The sequence below is a fragment of the Oceanobacillus sp. FSL H7-0719 genome (genome assembly GCF_045040795.1).
Lineage (GTDB): Bacteria > Bacillota > Bacilli > Bacillales > Amphibacillaceae > Oceanobacillus.
In genome coordinates, this window is sequence record NZ_CP150301.1 from 264,943 (window position 1) to 284,234 (window position 19,292).

Genomic DNA, 19,292 nt, shown 5'->3' on the forward strand with positions numbered 1-19,292 from the left:
TGAATCAAGTGTTTACTACCCAAATGGATATTATATTTTTGACTTACACCATCTGCTTTTCTGCTTACTTTTACAAAAACATATTAATGACGAGGGCAATGCCTAATAAAAAGCCATAAAATGTATTTGTCTTGCCTGTTGCCTTCATAGCGGGCATCATTTCAATTGGTTCTGTTTTTCCGCGGAAGTTTTTAATAACGGAAATCGCTTTTGGCACACTTAAGAATGTAAGAAATGTCCAAACTGGCAACAAACCAAATAAAATTAATCCCAGTGTCCATGCATAGGCAAGTATGAATAAGCTAGCAAGTAATGTAATTGCCTTTTCTCTGCCAATCAGAACAGCAATTGTTTTCCTGCCGCCAACTTTATCGCCGTCACGATCACGAATGTTATTCGCTAAATTCAAGCTGCCAATGAAAATCGTTAATGGGACAGAAACCCAAATGACCTCTGCAGTAACTGTTGCAGTCTGAATGAAGTACGTAATTCCGATAATGACCGTACCCATTAATACGCCAGAGAAAAGTTCCCCAAATGGTGTGTAAGATATTGGGACTGGTCCTCCAGTATATAAATAACCGATTGCCATACAAATTAAACCAACGACAGCAATCCACCAGCTGGATGCGATGCAAATGTAAATTCCCAGCAGAAGAGAGATCCCATAGAATAAGAAGGCAAGATTACGAATTGTCTTTGGTTTTACGCCATCACGGATAATTGTTCCGCCGATACCTACCGATTCGTCTGTATCTAAGCCAAGTACAAAGTCATAATACTCATTAAACATATTCGTTGCTGCTTGGATTAACATGGATGCGACAAGCATGGCAATAAATAGAAGCCAATTAATTTTGCCATCCTGATAAGCGAGCATTGTACCAACAAATACGGGTATAAAAGATGCGGTAAGTGTATGAGGCCGCATTAAACGCCACCAAACGTCAAATCCCGGCCTTTCATTCAAGGCCTCTCTAATATTTGTATTTTTAGCAGTATGCATTATTTTTCCCCCTGATTCATCTATCCTATCAATTTTAAGAAAATATATCCAAAGTGTCAATTTCTTTTATTTTCCTTATGTGGTGTCTGGAATTTGCTTTCTTTTATTTGTTATATAATAAATTGTCAAAAAAACAGCCCTTTCCTTGAGAAAGTGAAGAAAAGAGCATAAAATGTATATGGACGTTTTTTGTTAGTGGTTTTATTATCGGAGGTTTAACAGATGATTGATATAAATATGGAAATGCTTGAAGCACGCTTAAAGCAGGCGATAGATAGTATAAATCCAAATGAGAAATTCAAATTGATTAGCATAACAAAGCAAATTGATAAAAATAACCCCCTTCAGATTTTTGAGGGGGCTGAAACGCTGCATAAGGATCGTTTTTATTGGACAAGTGCCGATCGGAATTTAACATTTACGGGGGTTGGAAAGCTCCACGTATTAGAAGCCAATGAAGATCGCTTTGCACATACAGAAGAACAATGGAAGGCATTGCTGAAAAAGGCAACGATTGATAATCCGTACGAGTCTATACCAGGTACAGGAATTGTTGCCTTCGGAGGAATGTCATTTGACCCACTGGAAGAGACAACTGCTTTATGGAAGAAATTCCAGCAGAGTCAATTCTATATTCCTGAGTTGATGTTTACTGAATATAAGGAAACGCATTACTTGACAATCAATGTTCTTGCGTCAAAAACAGATGATGCAGAAGAATTAGCGGATCATCTGGAGGCGGCTGGAAAATCGTTTTTAAATGGTGAGGCTTTCTCTGGTCAAGATTTACAAATTGAAAAGGAAATCGAAATTGATCCAGTTACATGGAAGCAATCTGTTCGACAGGCAACTGAAGAAATTACCGAAGGAAAAGCAGAAAAAATTGTACTTGCTCGTGAAATTCGGCTGCATTTTGATCAACAGGCAAATATCGCCTCTGTAATCAAAAACTTAATCAAAACACAGCAAACCAGCTATATCTTTGCTTTTGAAAGTGATGGAGATTGTTTTATAGGAGCTACACCGGAACGACTTGTGAAAGTAGAGAAAAGCAACTTATTGTCAACTTGCCTTGCTGGTACCGCACCGCGGGGGCAAACAGCTGAAGAGGACCGGAAAATTGGAAAACAGCTTCTTACAGATGAAAAAAATCGTCAAGAGCATGAATTTGTTGTCAAGATGATTAAGAAAGCACTGCTTAAATCATGTAAGCATGTTGAAATACCAAAAGAGCCTGTGCTGCTTAGATTGGAAAATCTCCAGCATTTATATACACCAGTTACTGGCCAGTTAATGGGAGATTATACTATTTTTAATGTGGTTGAAGAATTGCACCCAACACCAGCTCTTGGCGGCACGCCTACAAAAGAGTCACTTGCTTTTATCAGAGAGCATGAGCTTTTAGATCGCGGCTGGTATGGTGCACCTATTGGCTGGGTTGACAGTAATAACAACGGGGAGTTTGCTGTTGCTATTCGTTCGGGTCTCATTCAGGGCGATGAGGCATCACTTTTTGCAGGCTGTGGCGTTGTAGCCGATTCTGAGCCTGAAATGGAATATGAAGAGACGAAAATTAAATTATTGCCAATGCGAAATGTGCTAGGAGGCCATTCTGAATGAATCATACAGAAATTTTAACTAGATACACTGCCAACTTTGTTGATGAATTAATTAAGAATGGCATCAAACATGTAGTGATTTCACCAGGGTCACGCTCTACACCACTGGCATTAGCTTTTAGTGAACACCCAGGCGTAAAAGAATGGGTGCTGGTTGATGAACGATCAGCTGCGTTTTTTGCATTAGGAGTTGCAAAACAAACGAAAAATCCAGTTGTATTAGTCTGTACTTCAGGTACGGCAGCAGCCAACTATTATCCTGCTATTGTAGAAGCACATTATAGTCGCGTTCCGCTTGTTGTACTCACTGCAGACCGTCCCCATGAATTGCGCGATGTTGGTGCGCCGCAGGCCATTGAACAAGTTCATCTATATGGTGATTATGTTAAATGGTTTCAGGAAATGGCTATTCCAGAAGCGTCCCTTGAAATGCTTGGTTATGTACGAAATAAAGCTGCCCGCGCAGTTTATATGGCTGGAGAGGGAAACCCTGGGCCGGTCCATATGAATATTCCTTTCCGCGAACCATTAATGCTTGATTTTTCGCTGGAAGGTATTTGGGAGCACCCTGATTTCCAGGATAAAATATATACGCCGTCATTAGATGGACGTAAAACATTAACTTCCGTACAAATAGAAGATTTCCTGCGCCGGCTGGCTGGCAAGGAAAAGGGGTTAATCGTTTGTGGACCTCAGTCCGATGATATTGCCTTTCCACAAGCTATTGCAGCACTTGCCGAGAAATGGCAATTACCAGTTCTTGCAGATCCGCTGTCACAGGTGCGAGCGGGGGCGCATAGCAAAGTAAATATAATTGAAACGTATGATGCATTTTTAAAAAATGAAACAATAAGAAAACAATTTAAACCAGACTTCATTATTCGGTTTGGCGCCATGCCTGTATCCAAGCCATATCTCTTTTTCATTAAGGAAAATAAAGATGTATCCCAGTTCATTGTTGAGAATTACAGCGGTTACCGGGAACCTGCAGGAAATATTACGGACTTTATATTTGCCGACCCAGTTGCTTTTTGTGAGGCACTTATCGAAGCTCAAGATATTACATTTTCTCAAGAATGGCTGTCTGACTGGCAAGGCATGAATGAGGTAGCGCGAAAACACCTTGCTAGTGGTTCAGAAGAACGGATTACGGAAGGTGAAGCTATTCGTTCGCTCGTCAATGCTGCTCCAGAACAGCATACAGTTTATGTGGGAAACAGTATGGCAATCCGTGACGTTGACACGTTCTTCTTTGCCAATCAGAAAGAAATAGTCATTCTTGGTAACAGGGGTGCAAACGGAATAGATGGCATGGTCTCTAGTGCTGCTGGTGCTGCAGCAAGTGGAGCGCATATAACTTTAGTGCTTGGTGACCTGTCATTTTTCCATGACCTGAATGGACTGCTTGCTGCGAAGCATTATAAGCTGAATATCACGATATTGCTTATTAATAATAACGGTGGCGGCATTTTTTCATTCCTGTCACAATCGGATGATAAAAAGCATTTCGAAGCATTGTTTGGCACCCCTATCGATCTTGATTTCTCTTTGGCAGCACAACTTTATGAAGCAGCATATTTTGAACCAAAAACAGAGAATGAATTAGAAATGGTATTAAAAGAAACTTATAGGAATAAAGGACTCTCGATTGTTGAAGTGAAAACAGACCGTGAAGAAAACGTGGTTTGGCATCGAGCGAAATGGCAAGCGATTGCTGATGAGTTAATACAAGATTAGGAATGATATTTTGTACTATTCAGTTGAAAACATGGATTACTGGTATGAAATACATGGTGAAGGTATACCTGTCGTACTTTTCCACGGTTTTACAGGCAGCAGCGCAACCTGGCAGACCTTGACCGGACAGGACCTTTTTGATGTTAAGTTTATAACAATTGATTTACCTGGACATGGAAGAACAAAGGGAATTGCAAAAACGATGAATGCCTGCTGTACAGATTTACACCAATTATTTCAGGAACTTGGCTTAAAGAAATTTTTCCTTGCTGGGTATTCCATGGGAGGAAGGACCGCACTATCTTATGCAATAAAGTATCCTGAAACAATTCAAGGTCTTCTTTTAGAAAGTGCATCACCCGGACTGCAGGTTGAATCGGAACGCAAAGCACGTGCAGAACATGACCAACTGCTCGCTGAAAGGATTGAGGAAGAGGGTGTTGAAGCCTTTATAGATTATTGGGAAAATATTGCATTGTTTTCTTCACAAAAAAAGCTGCCGCTTGATAAACAGGAAGAAATTCGCAAAGAGCGATTATTACATACAGCAGAGGGGCTGGCGAGCTCGCTTCGCGGTATGGGAACTGGAGCACAAGCATCAAATTGGGATAAGTTAAACGAACTCCATTTTCCAGTATTATTACTTGCAGGCAGTTTGGATACAAAGTTTGTTAAGCTTAATGAAAGTATGTTGCAAAGACTTCCGAATGCAGTGCTTGAGGTTTGCCAAGGTGCAGGACATGCGATTCATGTGGAGAAACCACAAATTTTTAATGAGCTGCTAGTAGCGTTTGCAAAATCTTATACATCATGAGAATATTAATGTATGATTGTTTTATTGATAAGGAGGAAATGATTTGGCTGTACAATGGGTTGAAGCAAAAAAATATGAAGAAATTATTTATGAAAAATATAATGGAATTGCAAAAGTAACCATCAATCGTCCTGAAAAGCGCAACGCTTTTACACCACTTACTGTGAAAGAAATGATTGAGGCATTCTCTGATGCACGTGATGATTCATCGATTGGTGTTATTGTATTGACAGGAGCTGGAGAAAAAGCATTCTGTTCTGGTGGAGACCAATCGGTTAGAGGAAATGGCGGTTATGTTGGCAATGACAATATCCCTCGTCTAAACGTTCTTGATTTACAACGTTTAATTCGTACAATCCCTAAACCAGTTATCGCTATGGTTTCTGGTTATGCAATTGGTGGCGGACATGTACTGCATGTTGTTTGTGACTTAACAATCGCAGCAGACAACGCAATTTTCGGACAAACTGGTCCTAAGGTTGGCAGCTTTGATGCTGGCTATGGTGCTGGCTACTTGGCTCGTTTAGTAGGTCACAAGCGCGCGCGTGAAATTTGGTATTTATGCCGTCAATATAGCGCGGATGAAGCGTATGAAATGGGCATGGTTAACAAGGTTGTACCATATGAACAGTTAGAAGAAGAAACAATCCAATGGTGTGAGGAAATTTTAGAAAAATCACCGACAGCACTTCGTTTCCTAAAAGCTTCGTTCAATGCAGATACAGATGGACTGGCTGGCTTGCAGCAATTGGGTGGAGATGCAACATTACTCTACTATACAACTGCTGAAGCTCAAGAAGGACGCGATGCATTTAAAGAAAAAAGAAAACCGGATTTTAAAAAGTTCCCGCGTTTCCCTTAAGAAAGACAAACAAAAACCTTTGCATAAATGCAAAGGTTTTTTTCGTGATATAATTAATGTTGTATTATTTTTAACGAGAAAGGAATAAATAGCATGACAGAAATCATTCCGCACTGGCTAACAAAGCAAGCTGGTTTATCACCGAACCATGTGGCATTGGAATTCCCTGACGGTAAGAAAGTTACCTTTAAGGAATTGAAAATGAATAGTGAAAACTATGCCAGAAAATTAGCAGCTTTAGGTGTTAAAGCAGGTACACATATTGGTGTTTTGTCTTCTAATCAATTGGAGATGGTATATACAATCCATGCATTAAGTTATTTAGGTGCAGTAGGTATCCTGTTAAATACGAGGCTTTCTGATAAGGAGCTTAACTATCAGCTTCGAGATGCAGAAGCAGGTCTATTAATTACAGACAATGAAGAGAAAAAACGCCGCCTGAATATATTAAAGCAATATAGCTTTCTTGATTTGCATAATACAGCTGAAGCAGATATCGAATTATTACAGGAAATTAATTTGAAAAATACATTTACAATTATTTATACCTCGGGTACGACAGGCTTTCCTAAAGGAGTGATGCATACCTATGGCAATCACTGGTGGAATGCAATTGCTTCTGCTTTAAATCTGGGCCTCGATAAGAAGGATAAATGGCTGATTTCCTTGCCGCTCTTCCATGTGAGTGGTCTATCAACATTGATGAAAAGTGTTATTTATGGGATGCCAATTTATCTAATGAAGAAATTTAACGAAAACCATATACATGAAGCAATAATGCAAAAGGATATTACAATAGTCTCTGTCGTTACAGTGATGGTGCAGAGATTGATGGAAACTATGGGGGAGGAACGCTACCCAGAAAGGTTAAGATGTCTGCTGCTTGGTGGCGGGCCCGCTCCGAAGTCCTTGCTTGAAAGAGCGAAATCTAAGGATATACCTGTCTTCCAAAGCTATGGCATGACAGAAACCACTTCACAAATTGTTACCTTAAGTCCTGAAGATGCCCTTAATAAACTTGGGTCAGCTGGGAAGCCTTTGCTCCCTGCCGAATTGAAAATTGACAAACCTGGAGAAGATGGAGTAGGAGAAATTATTGTAAAAGGACCAACGGTTACAGCTGGGTACTATAATAATCAAAAGGCTAATGATGAAAGTATTTCAAAGGGCTGGCTTAAAACAGGAGATCTTGGTTATGTAGATCAAGAAGGCTTTCTATATGTAGTTGATCGCAGAACAGATCTGATTATCTCAGGGGGGGAAAATATTTATCCTTCAGAGATAGAAAGTGCTTTAGTAAAAATGGCAGAGATTAAAGAAGCGGGTGTAACGAAGACAGTAGATGATACATGGGGACAAGTTCCTGTTGCCTATGTCGTAACAAATAAATTAATTACAGAAGCAGAAATTCTAACATTTCTGGAAAAACACCTGGCAAAATACAAACTGCCAAAGAAAATTTTCTTTACCGATCAACTGCCAAGAAATGCTGCAAACAAACTTGTAAGAAGTAAATTACACAAAAAGTAATTACATCTTTCAGCAGATTAGCTTCTTGATCGTATTAATCCATACTCTAGTGTGCATCCATATCTCATAGATTGTGGCCAATTGAGCGTCTTAAGCGTCAGATGAAAAGCAACATAGGATGAATCTGTAATATATTGGTAAAAAAGATGTCATGTTTCAAAACTCACTCTGCAAGGTACAGATAGATATCAACAGTGGAGGGAGAAATGGAAATGAATGATTTTTTTGATCAATATTTTTCTACAAGCTTTATGCACAGCGTAGTTAATTTCATAGTTGCCTTACTCGTATTATTAATCGGGTGGCTCATTGCGAAGGCAATTGGAAAAGGTGTGGAGAAAGCGTTAATTAAAACAAAGTGGGATGAAAAAACACTTAAAAAGTTTCGGACCACAGAACATACAGAAACAGAGGACAAAAAAAGCATCAATACAAACGAAGTAATAGGAAAAGTCATATACTACTTTTTATTAATAATTGTGTTTATTATATTCCTGAATGTATTGAATTTAAATATGCTTGCAGGTCCGCTCTCTGACTTAGTCTCAACCTTTTTAGGAATTATCCCAGCTATCTTGAAGGCAGCCTTAATATTTGCGGTAGCATGGGGAATTGCAACAGTTGTTCGTTGGTTAATTGTTGAGGGCTCAAGGCGCTTTAACTTAACACATTTATTTTATAAATTGAAAATCGCCAAGACTGAAGAAGAAATTCTTAGTTATACCCGGACAGTTGGAAAAGTTGCTTTTTACCTTGTTTTACTGCTATTCTTGCCAGCTGTATTAAATGCACTTAATATTTCAGGTGTTGCAGAACCGTTTACAGGCTTATTGTCGACAATACTAGATTTCATACCGAAATTGATCGCTGCAGCACTTATCTTTGCTGTTGGCTGGTTTATAGCGAAAATCACAAAATCAATTGTGGAGAATCTGCTTCAAGCTGCAGGATCAGAAAAACTTGCTGATAAACTTCATTTAAAGAAAATCTTCCAAGGTACAAGTCTAGCGGCATTTGCAGCAAACCTAGTGTTTATTGTTATTCTAATACCTGTAACAATTGCAGCATTAGAGCAACTTGAGTTAGCTGGAATAACTGATCCGGCGATAAGCATGCTTGATAAAGCTGTTACGATGATTCCGAATATTATTATTGCCGTTGTACTTATCTTTGTTGGTATTTGGCTAGGAAAATTCATTGGTGATTTTGTCAGTGGCTATTTGAAAAATATAGGTTTCAATCGTGTTACAGAGAAAATGAATGTAAAACAATCGGAACTTGCTGGAAAACTTGCTCCCGCAGCTTTAGTCGGTTATATCGTTCAAGTGTTAATTGTCTTCTTCATGATTATTCAAGCATTGCATGTTCTGCAGCTTGATTTCTTGGTAGGGATAGCAACTACTGTGACCGCATATCTGCCAATGGTAATAGCGGCAGTATTGACGCTGGGTGTTGCATTAATCCTTTCGAATATTGTTGAAAAAATATTAAAGAGCATATTAGTCGGTCAAGCATCAAAAACACTTGCAACTTTTGCAAAATATACCATCATTACAATTGCTGTATTTATGGCACTTACGCAGCTAGGAATAGCACCAACTATTGTTAATGCAGCCTTTATACTCATTCTTGGTGGATTGGCACTTGCATTTGGCCTTGCGTTTGGTTTAGGCGGTAAAGACTTTGCCAGTAAGTATCTCCGAAAATTTGATAAAACAATTGAAGGAACAAAAATAAACGAAGAGCGTAAACCGAACAGGGAAGACGAAAATAAAGAACAGCAATTTGAAGGAATACAAGCTAATCAGACAGATACTTTTGATTCAAAAGAAACGACTGATTACACACCAGGATCGATTGATGATCGAAGACCTAAATAGAATTTAGTAAAAACATGCTCTTCAATCATTTGAAGAGCATGTTTTTCCTGCAATGAATCGTGCTGTATGATATGATACAATGAGTCAAAAACACATTATCACAGAAATTAAATGGCAAAAGGTCGTGGATTAGCTTGATGATATTTAAAGATTTTTATAAAAATGAAGTACAGCTCTCCTTTGAAAATCATCCCTTCTCAAAAAATCCAAAGCATGTATGGGTCATTTGCCGTTACAAAGGGCAGTGGCTGCTAACAAAGCATAAAGAAAGAGGATTAGAGTTTCCGGGAGGCAAGGTTGAACTAGGTGAAACTGCAGAGGAAGCAGCAATTCGTGAAGTACATGAAGAAACTGGCGGAATTGTAGAACAAATCCACTATATTGGACAGTATTATGTAAATGGCAGGAAAGATTACGTCATTAAAAACGTGTATTTTGCTATTATCAATCGATTAATTGAAGAAGAGTCCTATTATGAAACGGATGGGCCTGTTCTATTATCTGAAATTCCAGGGAATGTAAACTATAACCAGGCATACAGCTTTATTATGAAGGATCAGGTATTAGACTATTCCATGGAATATATTGAGAAAAATTCCTTTTAAGTATAAAAAAGAAATCGCTCATTTTGCAGCGATTTCTTTTACTTCGTATGGCGAATCAACCATTTTTCAAGTTTTTCAACCATTTTGTACATGATTGCTGCAAGGATGGCAATAATCACAAGACTGGCCATAACTAAGGTAAAGTCGAATACTTGGAATCCATAGATAATTAAATAGCCGAGACCATTTTTAGAAACGAGATACTCTCCAACTATAACGCCTACCCAGGATAAACCTACATTTACTTTTAATGTGGAAACCATAACAGGTAAAGTAGCTGGAAATACTGCCTCTTTAAAGGTTTGCCATTTATTTGCTCCGAAACTCCGGAGCACCATCGTATAATTTTCATCTACCTCATTAAAGGCACTATAGACGACAAGTGTAGTAACAATCACAGATATAATGAATCCCATTGCAATAATTGAAAAATATCCAGGCCCAAGAGCTACAATAAGAATTGGTCCTAAAGCTACTTTAGGCATCGCATTAAAAATGACTAGGTAAGGGTCCATAATGCTGGCAAAGCGTCTGGAATACCAAAGCACACTTGCAATGACAATACCGCCAAGTGTTCCAAGAATAAAACCCAATAGCGTTTCAAATAACGTAATTGATATGTGGTTCAACAGTGTTCCATTAGAAAGCCGATGGATTAACAGTTCAACAATTTTTGTAGGTGAGCTGAAAAGCAAGGGATCAATAATATAGAATCTGCTGCACACTTCCCAACTGACAAAGAATGCGAGTGCAATGATCAGCTGCCACGAAAGGACGATTTTCTTTTCTTTCTTTAAGCCTTTTAGATAACGGGAGAATAGTTGTTCATCTGAACTCATTTTCATAGGAGTTCACCTGTTTCATTATCGCTTTTTGCTGACTCCAGACTTTGCCAAATTTTATCGAAAAGCGGTTGATACTTTGGATGCTTTCTGACTGCCATTGGTGATTCAATTCTTAATTCGATGGGAATCTCATAAAACGTTGAAATCCTTCCTGGATGAGCTGATAAAATAATAATTCGGTCGCTCATTGCAATTGCTTCGCCAATATCGTGTGTTACAAGGATAGTTGTTTTATTATAGTTAGATAGCGTATTGGATACAAGTTCTTCCAGCTTTAACTTTGTTTGATAATCGAGTGAGGAGAAGGGTTCATCAAGCAGAAAGATTGCTGGGTCATTCATTAATGTTCGTGCCAATGCCGCACGTTGGCGCATACCTCCAGATAATTCTGCGGGGTATTGCTTTAATACGTTTCCTAAGCCAACTTCTTGTAAAAGCTTTTTTGCTTGATTTTCGATTGTTTCATCATAGCGCTTTTGAATTTTTGGACCAAGCAGGATATTATCAAGAATCGTTTTCCAGGGGAATAAATAATCCTGCTGAAGCATATAACCGATTTCTGCATCACTTTTTTCAAGTGGCTCTCCCTTGATTTTTATGTTGCCTGAAGTGTTCTTCATAAGCTTTGCGATAATAGAGAGGATTGTTGATTTGCCGCATCCGCTTGGGCCAAGTAAAGAGATAAACTCGCCAGGCTGTACCGAGAATGAGATGTTTTCTAATGCCTTGGTGTAACTGGTTTTAGAAAAATAGTAATGACTGACCTGCTGAAGTTCTAACATCTTCATAAAATTTACCTCCTACTCATTCATTACTTCTTCAGCAATGTTCGTGTTAACCAAGTCTTCATATGGCGCATCAATTGGAAGTTCACCAGCTTCATCCATAATATCTTTCAAATTATCCCATGCATCCAGTTGTAAAATCGGATCTGTAGAGAAGGAACCCTGACTTTTATAGCGTTCAATTGAAGTGGAAAGTATTTCAAGGTTTGTATCCTCGAAATAGGGATCAACAACTTCTGCAATCGTATCTGCATCGGTATCGTTTACCCATTGCTGTGCACGATAAATTGCTCTTGTGAATTTCTTGATTGTTTCTTCTTCATCTTCCAGAAAGCTTTGTTTTGTCATGAAAACCGTATAAGGAACTTCGCCTGATTCTTCACCAAAGGATGCTACAATATGTCCCTGTCCTTCTTGTTCAAATATACTTGCAGTAGGTTCAAATAGCTGTACATATTGATAATCACCAGATTGAAATGCGCTGGGAATGTTAGCGAAGTCAATACTCTGATTTAATTCCAGGTCTTGGTGGGGATCAATATTGTGTTTTTTCAGGACGAACTCACCAACCATTTGCGGCATGCCGCCAACTCGCTGCCCAAGAAACTTTTCATCTTTCATATCCTCAAAATTGAAATCAGGGCTCTCTTCCTTGGCGACAAGAAAAGTACCATCTGTTTTTGTGAGCTGAGCAAAGTTAATTGCGTAATCTTTTGAATCCTGAGCATATACATAGATTGATGTTTCCGAGCCGACGAGTGCGATATCTGCACCACCTGAAAGCAAGGCAGTCATTGTTGTATCGCCGCCCCAAGTTGTTTGCAGTTCAACATCCAAACCCTCATCGGAAAAATATCCCTTTTCTAAAGCAACATACTGTGGTGTATAGAAAACAGATCGTGTAACTTCTGCGAGATTTATTTTTACTGTGCCAGCATTACAAGCGGAAAGAAGTGCAATCAGTAATATCAGAAATAAAAAACTGCCGATTCTTTTCATGATGTTTCGACCCTTTCACTTTAAAGTAGATAGTCAAATACAGTTTATGCCCAGATATAAATAATGTTCCTTTATGAAAATTGAAATACAAAATGGAAACTAAACAAATGGAACAGCATGATCGTGATACGAGGATATGTAAGTTAACTCCTTAGAGGTTCTTAAACAAAAAAACCTGACCCTCGAAATAGAAGGTCAGGGGATCAGCAAGCAGCTGATCAATTTTCACTCATATATAAAAATCCTTTTTGGGATGAGGAAACAAATTAATTTTCGTTATAAAATGGTCCAGCCTGTTTGATGGATGTACTCACGTTGTTGAATTTCTTGAAGTTATTATGAAATTCCATTGCGAGAGATTTGGCTGCATCTTCGTAAGCGTCTTTATCTTCCCATGTATTCTTAGGAACTAATACTTCATCAGGGACGCCTGCAACATGTACCGGAATCTTCAAGCCAAATATGTCATCTGTTATTGTTTCAATATTATTTAATTCACCTTCTAATGCAGCATGAATCATTGCGCGTGTATAAGAAAGCTTCATTCTATTGCCAACTCCATATGAACCGCCAGTCCAGCCAGTATTTACGAGAAAGACATTCGCGTCATATTGATCGATTTTTTGCCCAAGCATATCAGCGTATTTCGCTGGTTCTAAAGGCAAGAATGGTGAGCCAAAGCATGCTGAGAAAGTTACTTGTGGTTCTGTAACCCCGCGCTCTGTTCCAGCAAGTTTACTAGTGTAGCCGCTTAAGAAGTGATACATAGCTTGCTCCTTTGTCAGTTTACTAATAGGCGGCAATGTACCAGATGCATCTGCTGTCAGGAAAATAATCGTATTTGGATGACCTGCAACACTTGGTGTAACAATGTTATCTATATTCTCTACTGGGTACGCTGCACGAGTATTTTCTGTTAAAGATGTATCATCATAATCGGGTTCGCTTGTTACTTCATTAGTAACGACATTTTCTAGTACAGAACCAAAACGAATCGCGTTGAAAATTTGCGGTTCCTTTTCCTGGGATAGGTTAACGCATTTTGCGTAGCAGCCACCTTCAATGTTAAACACGCCATTTGGACTCCAGCCATGCTCATCATCGCCAATTAGGCGACGATACGGGTCGGCAGACAGTGTTGTCTTTCCAGTCCCTGAAAGTCCAAAGAATAAAGCAACATCACCTTCCTGCCCAACGTTTGCAGAGCAGTGCATGGAAAGGATATTTCGCTGGGGCAAGAGATAGTTCATAATGGAAAAAATTGATTTTTTGATTTCTCCAGCATATTCTGTTCCGCCAATTAATACGATACGTTTTTTGAAGGAAACGATAATGAATGTTTCTGAATTTGTTCCATCTACTTTAGGATCTGCTTTAAAGTGAGGTGCGGAAATCACCGTGAATTCTGAAGTGTGATTTTCTAATTCCTCTCTTGTTGGTGCAATGAAAAGCTGACGAGCAAACAGATTATGCCATGCGAATTCATTAAATACTTGAATTGGAAGGCGATACTTTTTATCTGCTCCCGCGAATCCCTTAAATTGGTATACTTCATTTTTTTCCATAAGATAATCAACGACTTTATGATATAATTTATCAAAGGAAGCTTCATCAATTGGCTGGTTTACATTTCCCCAGTCCACCGTATCTTCACTAATTTCATCTTTTACAATGAATTTATCTTTCGGTGATCGTCCGGTATATTTACCAGTAGTAGCGGTAACTGCACCTGTAGAAGTTAAGACACCTTCCTTGCGATCTAAGACACGCTCGACAAGACGGGCTACAGATAAGTTTCGTTTTAGATTTTCATGCTTATTCAATTCGTTAACCAATGATTTCTCCACCATTTTCATTATCATTCTCCTGCCTTTAGAAGGTTTTATTATAGGTAAGATCTCATCTTTACCAATGTTTATCTTAAATCTGTTATTAGTATAACACATTAGAATAATTAATCCATACTAATGCGGGGGATTTTTAGAAAAAATATTTTGAGGGTACAGTGAAACGTAATTCAAAAGTTTCATTCGTAAAATAAATATGAATACAGTAACTCCCGTTTGATTCATTATGCAAATTATGATAAGCTAAATTGCAGTAAATACTCGGAACTTATGGGTAGGTTAACTAATAAATAATTGTAATGAATCTTTTAACAAAGCCTTTTAATAAGGTATTATATTTTCATTTCTTATTCAGAGTCGGCGGAGGGACGGACCCTATGAAGCCCAGCAACCTCACTAAAGTGAAAGGTGCTAACCTGGTGCAAGGATGACTCCTTGAACAATAAGAGTGAAAGGCCGTGAATTCCTTTCCTCATGACTTCAGGAAAGGTTTTTTGTTTTTATGTACTGTACTTTGAATGATTGAAAATAATTACATTAAATGTATAGGGTTTCGTTACAATAATTACAAAGGAGAGAACAAGCCAAATGGCTGTGAATCGTCGTTTATTTACATCGGAATCTGTAACAGAGGGACACCCAGATAAAATGTCTGACCAAATCTCAGATGCAATCCTTGATGAAATTTTAAAAGAAGATCCAAATGCTCGTGTAGCGTGTGAAACAATGGTTACAACAGGAATGGTTTTTGTTGCGGGGGAAATTTCCACTGCCACATATGTTGATATTTCTGAAGTTGTACGTAAAACTATTAAAGAAATTGGCTATACAAGAGCGAAATATGGTTTTGACTCAGAAACCTGTGCAGTAATTACTGCAATTGATGAACAATCTCCTGATATTGCTGGAGGGGTGGATAAGGCGCTCGAAGCAAGACAGGGACAAATGGAAGCAGAAGAAATTGATGCTATTGGAGCAGGTGACCAAGGTTTAATGTTTGGCTATGCGTGTGATGAAACAGAAGAGTATATGCCGCTTCCAATCAGCCTTGCTCATAAACTTGCAAAACGTTTGACGGATGTAAGAAAAGATCGCACATTATATTACTTGCGACCTGACGGAAAGACACAGGTAACAGTAGAGTATGATGAAAATAATGAGCCAGTGCGTGTTGATACAATCGTTGTTTCCACTCAGCATCACGAAGATATCCAAAATGAAAAAATTGAAAAGGATATTATAGAGCATGTTATTAAACCGGTTGTTCCAAGTAATCTATTAGATGAACATACGAAATATTTTATCAATCCTTCTGGCCGATTTGTTCTAGGCGGCCCGCAAGGTGATGTAGGATTAACTGGACGTAAAATTATTGTAGATACGTATGGCGGCTATGCGCGTCATGGCGGTGGTGCGTTCAGCGGAAAAGATGCAACAAAAGTTGACCGCTCGGCAGCATATGCAGCACGCTATGTTGCGAAAAATATTGTAGCGGCAGGTCTTGCTAAAAAATGTGAAGTTCAGCTTGCATATGCAATTGGTGTAGCAGAGCCTGTATCCATCGCAATTGATACATTTGATACGGGTGCGGTTAGTGAAGCTGCCCTTGTTAAAGCAGTGCGCCAGATTTTCGACTTGCGTCCGGCTGGAATTATTCGTATGCTCGATTTAAGAAAGCCTATATTTAAAAACACGGCAGCTTATGGACACTTTGGCAGGACAGATATTATATTCCCTTGGGAGAAGATTGATAAAGCAGAAGAGCTTCAAAGCTTAGCGAAAGATAATTAATGCAAAGGCAATTCCAAATGATAATCTGGAATTGCCTTTTTTAATAGATTCCAGAAATATTGAAGATTATTTACCCAAACTTGTTTTCTCTTTATAATATTGCCCCTTTTCAACATACGATTTCCGGACTCTCTCCATTTCCGCAAAGTCTGCATCGGAAAGTTCTCGGGCAAACCTCGCCGGGTTACCCATCCAAAGTGTATTGGGCGGTATCTTTTTGCCGGGCGGGACTAACGTTCCAGCAGCGATAAAAGCATTTTCCCCAATTTCAGCACCATCCAGAATGATCGCTCCCATTCCAATCAGGGCATTTTTGCGAATGATGGAGGAATGAAGCATAACCTTATGGCCGACAGTTACATCATCCTCAATAATCAGCGGATGATTTGGACTTTGATGGAGCACTGATAAATCCTGAATGCTTACTCTCTTTCCAATTCTGGTCGGAGCAACATCTCCGCGAATTACAGTATGAAACCAAATACTTGAACCTTCGTCAATTTTTACATTACCATTGATTACAGCATTTTTGGCAACAAAAACGGAATCATGTATTTCTGGATAAACCCCTAAGTAATGATCAATCATATATGTATGCTCCTTTTCTCCTCTGTATTTTTATTTTTTAATAGATGATACTATATTAAATAGTATAGCAAATGATGAAATAGATAACGAAGTAAATAATGGAGGAATCAGGTTGAAAGGTTTGCCGAAAACAGCAATAGGATTATTGAATCGCGTATTTACAGAATTATTTCCTGTAATTGAAAAAGAATTGAATGAATGGAAAAAGAAAGCGGAAGCAATTCCTGATGCTGAATTACGTAATCAAGCTTTGGCAAGTATTGAAACGAAAACATTTCATTGTCAGGGCGGGAGTGTATTTGCATTATTAGCTGGTGTTCATGATAAAAAGGCGTTGCGATTCATTGTAGCCTACCAGACGATAAGTGACTACCTCGATAATTTATGCGACAGAAGCACTTCTCTTGATCCAGATGACTTTACAACGCTCCATGAAGCAATGAAGGATGCTTTGTCTCCAGGAAACCGCTTGAAGAATTATTATGCATGTCGTGAGGAACAAGATGATGGCGGCTATCTTGGTGAGCTTGTACAAACTTGTCAAAACACATTGCTTGAAATTGAAGATTACCCGCTTATCAAAGAGAAAATGCTGGAATTGGAAGGATTATATGCTGAATTGCAAATCCACAAGCATGTAAAAGAGGAAGAACGTTTGCCAAGATTGATTCGTTGGTATAATACAAACAAAAATCAGGCACTTGGACTTCGCTGGAATGAATTTTCAGCGGCTGCAGGTTCGACATTAGGAATCTTCTGCCTTGCAGCATATGGATTTTCTGGTAAATTGACTAAAGCACTAATTGAAAAAATTGTTGACTGCTATTTCCCTTATGTTCAAGGGCTGCATATACTGCTTGATTATTATGTTGATCAGGAAGAAGATAAGCTGGAAGGGGATTTAAACTTCTGCAACTATTATGGTGATGAGGTGCAGATGCTTGAGAGATTGCAATATTTCTTCATACTAGCAGAGGAAAAGATGGCGCAGCTTCCTGATAAGAAATTTCACCGCTATATTCCTAAGGGCTTGGTAGGGTTGTATTTAAGTGATAAAAAACTTAAAAAACTTGGACAAACTTCTAAACTTAGGAAAGAGCTTCTAAAGACTAGCGGTTTTACAGGGAGATTCCTTCATTATAATATTAGGTTATATTATAATTTAACAGATTAAAAGCAGGAATGCATTGGAGGGAGCAGCAGAATGTACGAACCTAAGATGAAAGAAACAGATCGGGATGTTATTGAATTTATTGAGGCGGTGGAACACCCAAAACGCAGAGAGGATGCCTATCGTTTCTTAGATATTTTTACACTTATAACTGGGAAGCAGGCAAAGATGTGGGGGCCAAGCATTATTGGTTTTGGTTCTTATCATTATAAATATGATTCTGGTCATGAAGGGGATGCCCCTGTCGTTGGTTTCTCCCCAAGAAAAGCGAGACATAGCCTTTATTTTATGCTGGATAGTACAGAGCGTGATAAATTGCTGACGAATTTTGGAAAGCATAAAGCAAGTAAAGGCTGTGTATATGTAAATAAAATTGAAGATATCAATCTTGAGGTGTTAGAGGAATTAATTAGAGAAACAGTGGAGCACATTGATGAGCTTTATGGCATAGACTAAGGACTAATATCGCTGCGTGCAATAAAGATGCGCAGCGATATTCTAACACTTATTTATTTTTGTCCAAACTTACATTAGCGCTTCTCAATTGCAAGAATAAAAGGCGGATTATTTTTCTGGTTAATGAATTGATACTGGAGCACATGGTACTTCTTTTGTTCGAGCTGGGAAACAAACTCGATTAACGAATCCTTTTCTTCCTTGCCGCCCTCATGACCGTGATAGACAACGAAAACAATCAATCCTTTTTTCTTTAATTTTTCAAGGAGTTGTTCAAGCGCCTGGAGTGTAGAGCTGCTCTTTGTAATAATTGTTTTATCGCTTTTTGGAAGATAGCCGAGGTTAAAGATGGCACCTGCGATATTTTCCTCTGCTTTAAGATAATGAGCAATAAACGCGTGACTGTCTTGAATCAATGTTACATGATGTAGATGATGTTCTTCAAGCATGGATTCTGTTGCTTTAATCGCCTGCTCCTGAATATCAAATGCAAGCACTTTTCCTTTTTCGCCGACAAGCTTTGCTAAAAATAATGTATCATTCCCATTTCCGCAGGTTGCATCAACAACAAGGTCTCCAGGAGAAATAGACTCTTTTAATAGATGGTGAGCATAGTTTAAAATACCTTGCAACATATATCACACTTTCCTTCTTTATTAAAATAAGGGATATCCCATTAAGTAAAGGATAGGGCATTTGGCTATTCTTGACAATATAGAGGGGATTCTTTATAATTCGATATAATTATAATGTAAAA

General features: G+C 38.6%; 17 protein-coding genes, 1 riboswitch and 1 other annotated feature (1 of these 19 running past the window's edge). Of the genes, 10 read left to right on the plus strand and 7 right to left on the minus strand.

All coding sequences use genetic code 11. The annotated features are described in order from the left end of the window. Positions 1 to 70: 70 nt before the first annotated feature. Positions 71 to 1,006 (minus strand): 1,4-dihydroxy-2-naphthoate polyprenyltransferase, encoded by a 936-nt coding sequence (locus NST93_RS01310; RefSeq protein WP_405100457.1) that lies wholly within the window; start codon positions 1,004 to 1,006, stop codon positions 71 to 73. Between the two features lie 222 nt (positions 1,007 to 1,228). Between NST93_RS01310 and NST93_RS01315 the strand changes: the two genes are divergently transcribed. The 7 genes from NST93_RS01315 to ytkD all read left to right on the plus strand — a co-directional run bounded on the left by NST93_RS01315 (position 1,229) and on the right by ytkD (position 10,053). Further along, positions 1,229 to 2,626: an isochorismate synthase MenF gene (locus NST93_RS01315; protein ID WP_405100459.1), complete on the plus strand. Its 1,398-nt coding sequence runs from the start codon at positions 1,229 to 1,231 to the stop codon at positions 2,624 to 2,626. Further along, complete coding sequence (gene menD / locus NST93_RS01320; RefSeq protein ID WP_405100461.1) at positions 2,623 to 4,362, plus strand: 2-succinyl-5-enolpyruvyl-6-hydroxy-3-cyclohexene-1-carboxylic-acid synthase; 1,740 nt, start codon at positions 2,623 to 2,625, stop codon at positions 4,360 to 4,362. Before NST93_RS01315 ends, menD begins: the two co-directional genes overlap by 4 nt. Before the next feature lie 10 nt (positions 4,363 to 4,372). Next, complete coding sequence (gene menH, locus NST93_RS01325; RefSeq protein WP_405100463.1) at positions 4,373 to 5,176, plus strand: 2-succinyl-6-hydroxy-2,4-cyclohexadiene-1-carboxylate synthase; 804 nt, start codon at positions 4,373 to 4,375, stop codon at positions 5,174 to 5,176. Positions 5,177 to 5,219: 43 nt separating this feature from the next. Continuing rightward, positions 5,220 to 6,038 (plus strand): 1,4-dihydroxy-2-naphthoyl-CoA synthase, encoded by an 819-nt coding sequence (menB, locus tag NST93_RS01330; RefSeq protein ID WP_405100465.1) that lies wholly within the window; start codon positions 5,220 to 5,222, stop codon positions 6,036 to 6,038. A gap of 93 nt (positions 6,039 to 6,131) precedes the next feature. Continuing rightward, on the plus strand, positions 6,132 to 7,568 hold the full coding sequence (locus NST93_RS01335; protein ID WP_405100466.1) for an o-succinylbenzoate--CoA ligase: 1,437 nt from the start codon (positions 6,132 to 6,134) through the stop codon (positions 7,566 to 7,568). A gap of 212 nt (positions 7,569 to 7,780) precedes the next feature. After that, complete coding sequence (locus NST93_RS01340; protein WP_405100468.1) at positions 7,781 to 9,448, plus strand: mechanosensitive ion channel; 1,668 nt, start codon at positions 7,781 to 7,783, stop codon at positions 9,446 to 9,448. A 137-nt stretch (positions 9,449 to 9,585) separates the two neighbouring features. Further along, positions 9,586 to 10,053, plus strand: a complete 468-nt coding sequence (gene ytkD, locus NST93_RS01345) for an RNA deprotection pyrophosphohydrolase (RefSeq protein ID WP_405100470.1) — start codon at positions 9,586 to 9,588, stop codon at positions 10,051 to 10,053. 38 nt (positions 10,054 to 10,091) lie between these two features. Here the strand turns inward: ytkD and NST93_RS01350 are convergent, their stop codons facing one another. The 4 genes from NST93_RS01350 to pckA form a co-directional block, all read right to left on the minus strand. Beyond that, entirely contained in the window at positions 10,092 to 10,898 is an 807-nt protein-coding gene (locus NST93_RS01350) for an ABC transporter permease (protein ID WP_405100472.1), read from the minus strand. Further along, the gene (locus NST93_RS01355) at positions 10,895 to 11,686 is read right to left on the minus strand and encodes an ABC transporter ATP-binding protein (RefSeq protein ID WP_405100474.1); all 792 of its coding nucleotides are present in this window, start codon (positions 11,684 to 11,686) and stop codon (positions 10,895 to 10,897) included. Before NST93_RS01355 ends, NST93_RS01350 begins: the two co-directional genes overlap by 4 nt. Before the next feature lie 12 nt (positions 11,687 to 11,698). Further along, positions 11,699 to 12,682, minus strand: a complete 984-nt coding sequence (locus NST93_RS01360) for an ABC transporter substrate-binding protein (RefSeq protein ID WP_405100476.1) — start codon at positions 12,680 to 12,682, stop codon at positions 11,699 to 11,701. A 266-nt stretch (positions 12,683 to 12,948) separates the two neighbouring features. Beyond that, positions 12,949 to 14,538 (minus strand): phosphoenolpyruvate carboxykinase (ATP), encoded by a 1,590-nt coding sequence (gene pckA / locus NST93_RS01365; protein WP_405100478.1) that lies wholly within the window; start codon positions 14,536 to 14,538, stop codon positions 12,949 to 12,951. Positions 14,539 to 14,873: 335 nt separating this feature from the next. Further along, positions 14,874 to 14,978, plus strand: a riboswitch (SAM riboswitch). 139 nt (positions 14,979 to 15,117) lie between these two features. Between pckA and metK the strand changes: the two genes are divergently transcribed. Further along, positions 15,118 to 16,320 carry a methionine adenosyltransferase gene (gene metK, locus NST93_RS01370; protein WP_405100480.1) on the plus strand — a complete coding sequence of 401 codons (1,203 nt, stop codon included), beginning with the start codon at positions 15,118 to 15,120 and terminating at the stop codon, positions 16,318 to 16,320. A gap of 66 nt (positions 16,321 to 16,386) precedes the next feature. On the opposite strand, the gene NST93_RS01375 is transcribed toward metK, so the two are convergent. Further along, on the minus strand, positions 16,387 to 16,908 hold the full coding sequence (locus NST93_RS01375) for a gamma carbonic anhydrase family protein (protein ID WP_405100482.1): 522 nt from the start codon (positions 16,906 to 16,908) through the stop codon (positions 16,387 to 16,389). A gap of 112 nt (positions 16,909 to 17,020) precedes the next feature. Between NST93_RS01375 and NST93_RS01380 the strand changes: the two genes are divergently transcribed. Further along, on the plus strand, positions 17,021 to 18,082 hold the full coding sequence (locus tag NST93_RS01380) for a tetraprenyl-beta-curcumene synthase family protein (protein ID WP_405100484.1): 1,062 nt from the start codon (positions 17,021 to 17,023) through the stop codon (positions 18,080 to 18,082). Positions 18,083 to 18,112: 30 nt separating this feature from the next. Beyond that, the gene (locus NST93_RS01385) at positions 18,113 to 18,535 is read left to right on the plus strand and encodes a DUF1801 domain-containing protein (protein ID WP_405100486.1); all 423 of its coding nucleotides are present in this window, start codon (positions 18,113 to 18,115) and stop codon (positions 18,533 to 18,535) included. Between the two features lie 74 nt (positions 18,536 to 18,609). Here NST93_RS01385 and NST93_RS01390 read toward each other — a convergent pair whose 3' ends face one another. Continuing rightward, positions 18,610 to 19,170, minus strand: a complete 561-nt coding sequence (locus NST93_RS01390) for a class I SAM-dependent methyltransferase (protein WP_405100488.1) — start codon at positions 19,168 to 19,170, stop codon at positions 18,610 to 18,612. 116 nt (positions 19,171 to 19,286) lie between these two features. Next, positions 19,287 to 19,292, plus strand: a binding site (T-box leader); it runs 210 nt beyond the window's last position.

Coding starts and splice junctions, on each gene's coding strand:
- metK (WP_405100480.1), top strand. CDS start 15,118: ATGGCTGTGAATCGTCGTTTATTTACATCGGAATCTGTAACAGAGGGA.
- NST93_RS01310 (WP_405100457.1), bottom strand. CDS start 1,006: ATGCATACTGCTAAAAATACAAATATTAGAGAGGCCTTGAATGAAAGG.
- NST93_RS01390 (WP_405100488.1), bottom strand. CDS start 19,170: ATGTTGCAAGGTATTTTAAACTATGCTCACCATCTATTAAAAGAGTCT.
- NST93_RS01355 (WP_405100474.1), bottom strand. CDS start 11,686: ATGAAGATGTTAGAACTTCAGCAGGTCAGTCATTACTATTTTTCTAAA.
- NST93_RS01315 (WP_405100459.1), top strand. CDS start 1,229: ATGATTGATATAAATATGGAAATGCTTGAAGCACGCTTAAAGCAGGCG.
- NST93_RS01350 (WP_405100472.1), bottom strand. CDS start 10,898: ATGAAAATGAGTTCAGATGAACAACTATTCTCCCGTTATCTAAAAGGC.
- NST93_RS01360 (WP_405100476.1), bottom strand. CDS start 12,682: ATGAAAAGAATCGGCAGTTTTTTATTTCTGATATTACTGATTGCACTT.
- pckA (WP_405100478.1), bottom strand. CDS start 14,538: ATGAAAATGGTGGAGAAATCATTGGTTAACGAATTGAATAAGCATGAA.
- ytkD (WP_405100470.1), top strand. CDS start 9,586: ATGATATTTAAAGATTTTTATAAAAATGAAGTACAGCTCTCCTTTGAA.
- NST93_RS01340 (WP_405100468.1), top strand. CDS start 7,781: ATGAATGATTTTTTTGATCAATATTTTTCTACAAGCTTTATGCACAGC.
- NST93_RS01385 (WP_405100486.1), top strand. CDS start 18,113: ATGTACGAACCTAAGATGAAAGAAACAGATCGGGATGTTATTGAATTT.
- NST93_RS01375 (WP_405100482.1), bottom strand. CDS start 16,908: ATGATTGATCATTACTTAGGGGTTTATCCAGAAATACATGATTCCGTT.
- menD (WP_405100461.1), top strand. CDS start 2,623: ATGAATCATACAGAAATTTTAACTAGATACACTGCCAACTTTGTTGAT.
- NST93_RS01335 (WP_405100466.1), top strand. CDS start 6,132: ATGACAGAAATCATTCCGCACTGGCTAACAAAGCAAGCTGGTTTATCA.